A 2,574-nucleotide genomic window follows, 5' to 3' on the forward strand; every position below is an offset into this window, starting at 1 on the left:
GGCGGGCCGCTTCGGCCAGCGAGGTCCCGGCGGGTACCGAGAAAATGGGTTTGGCCAGGGCGATCGGATCGACCATCGGATATCTGGCCCGGACGCGGGCGGTCAGCACGGCCATGGTGGCGCCGCGCCAGATGCTGAACGCGATCCACGCGCCGATGATCAGCGAGAGCAGCTCGTACCGGCCGGACACGTACAGCCACAGCGCGACGGCAATGGTGGCCACGGCCACCACCCGCCCCGACCAACCGGCCACGAGCAGGCCCTTGTCGCGGTCGCCGCGCACGGCCCACACGGCGGCCCGCAAGGCCCGGCCACCGTCGAGCGGCCAGCCGGGCAGCGCGTTGTAGACGGCCACGATGATGTTGGCGATGGCCAGCTGGAACATGATCCCCTCGCCCACCGAGCCAGCCGGCAGCACGATCGCCGCCAGCCCGCACCCGATGCCCAGCAGCGCCGAGACGGCCGGGCCGGCCAGCGCGGTGGTCAGTTCGACCCGCGGGTTGGGCGAATCTTGATCGAACTCAGTGAATCCGCCGAGCAGATCGAGCGTGATCCCTCTCACGCCCACGCCGTGGCGGCGCGCGGTGAGCGCGTGGCCGAGCTCGTGCAGCAGGACCGAGAGCAGCAGACCCGCCACGAATCCGGCGCCCGCGAGATATCGGGCCGCACCGGCCAGGCCCAGGGACCGGCCGAGGCCGTCGCTGTACACGATGATGATGAACACGGCCAGGAAGACCCAAGAGCCGGTCAGGCGCAACGGAAATCCGAAAACCCGTCCAACTTGGAATCCCCCGGGCCGGTAATCGCTGCCGTTTGTCATGAACCGAGCTCCATACGCGCCCATGGTACGGGGTGGTTGTCGTACCCCTGCCCTAACCTCTTGCACATGACAACCGATGAGCTGTTGGGGCCGGCCCTTCCCTCGCTTTCGCCCTCGCGGGCGGCCGATTTCAAGACCTGTCCCCTGCTCTATCGGTTTCGCAGCATCGACCGGCTGCCCGAGCCGCCGACCGCGGAGAAGGCCCGGGGCACGCTGGTGCACGCCGTGCTCGAGCACCTCTTCGACCACCCGTCCGAGCAGCGCACGCTGCAGACCGCGCAGTCGCTGGTGAGCCCGCAGTGGGAGCGGCTGGTCGCCGAGGAGCCCGAGCTCGCCGCCGTGGTCACGCCCGACTTCCTCGCGTCGGCCACCGAGCTGCTGCAGGGTTACTTCGCGGTGGAGGATCCGCGCCGGTTCGAGCCCGCCGAGCGGGAGGCATTGATCGAGGCAATCATCGAAGACCAATTATTGATCCGGGGTTACCTTGACCGCCTCGACGTTTCGTCGGCCGGAGACCTGCGCGTGGTCGACTACAAGACCGGCGGCGCGCCGCGCGAGGCGTTCGAGGCGCGGGCGCTGTTCCAGCTGAAGTTCTACGCGCTGGTGCTGTGGCGCACGCGCGGCGTCGTGCCGCGGGTGCTGCGCCTGCTGTATTTGAAGGACGCCGAGGTGTGCGACTACGCGCCCGACGCCGAGGAGCTGACGCGCTTCGAGCGCACGCTCGTGGCGCTGTGGCGGGCCATCGAGGCGGCGACGGAGGCGCGCGATTTCCGCCCCCGGCCGAGCCGGCTGTGCGACTGGTGCAGCCATCAGGCCCGCTGCCCCGAGTTCGGCGGCACCCTCCCGCCGTTCCCGGAGCAACTGACCCCGGCCACCATCGACAGCCGCCAACTCAAGCAAGAAGTCGCCCAGCCGTAAGACCCGCCGCCTCCGCCAACCCCTTTCCGGTCGATCATGAACTCACGTCCATTCTCGACGGTGTCGCGTCCGAAACTTCATGATCGACCCGGCCGGTGTTGACCATAAGTTGGTGTCACGACACGCCGTCGGACATGGACGTGACCTCATGATCGACCGGAAAGGGGTTGGTGGGGGCGTGATTCACATGGACGACTTACAGTAACCTTCCAGGCGTGCCTGCCATCCCCGCCCGACTTCGAGCCGTGCTGCACGCGTCGTGGTGGACGCCTGTGCGCGCGGACGCGGCGCTGGCCGGGGCGGTGTGGGTGGTGCAGGTGCTGCTCCTGCAGATGGGCGCGGGCGAGTGGGGCGCATACACCGACGAGTTCGGGCCGCTGTGGGCGGCCATCACGCTCGCCCCGATCATCGTGCGGCGCATCTGGCTGTGGCCGGCGGTGGCCGTCACGGGCGTGTTTCTCGCGCTGGGCCTGCTGCACGAGCCGTTCTGGACCAGTCAGGGTGTGGCGCTGTGGGTGCTTGCCTACACGCTGGCGGCGTACCAGCGGTGGTGGCGCGCGGTGCTGGGCACCCTGCTGCTCTGGACGGTCAACAACCTGGTTCTGCTCGCGGTGGTCGAGAACGGGTTCGTGCGTGACGAGAACGGCAAGCAGCTGATGTCGCTGTCGTCCGGGCTACTGATCAACGTCGTGGCGATGGTCGTGATCTTCCTGATCGGGCGGACCATCATGGCCCGGCGCGAGGCGGCGCAGGTGCTGCGCGACCGCGCCGCCGAGGCGGAGGAGGGCCGGGCCGCGCACGCCGAGCAGGCCGTGGCCGAGGAGCGCCGGCGCATC

Annotated in this window: 2 protein-coding genes and 1 pseudogene; 2 read left to right on the plus strand and 1 reads right to left on the minus strand. The window is 69.3% G+C overall.

Annotated features, from left to right (window positions below):
• On the minus strand, positions 1 to 820 hold an 820-nt coding region (locus tag DM816_RS41370), incomplete at its 3' end, for a M50 family metallopeptidase (RefSeq protein ID WP_117215880.1).
• A 66-nt stretch (positions 821 to 886) separates the two neighbouring features.
• On the opposite strand from DM816_RS41370, the gene DM816_RS41375 reads away from it, so the two are divergent.
• Entirely contained in the window at positions 887 to 1,738 is an 852-nt protein-coding gene (locus DM816_RS41375; RefSeq protein WP_117215881.1) for a PD-(D/E)XK nuclease family protein, read from the plus strand.
• Positions 1,739 to 1,953: 215 nt separating this feature from the next.
• Positions 1,954 to 2,574, plus strand: a pseudogene (locus DM816_RS41380) (hypothetical protein); the annotation flags it as partial.

Source organism: Allorhizocola rhizosphaerae, assembly GCF_003426775.1.
Classification (GTDB): Bacteria; Actinomycetota; Actinomycetes; order Mycobacteriales; family Micromonosporaceae; genus Allorhizocola; species Allorhizocola rhizosphaerae.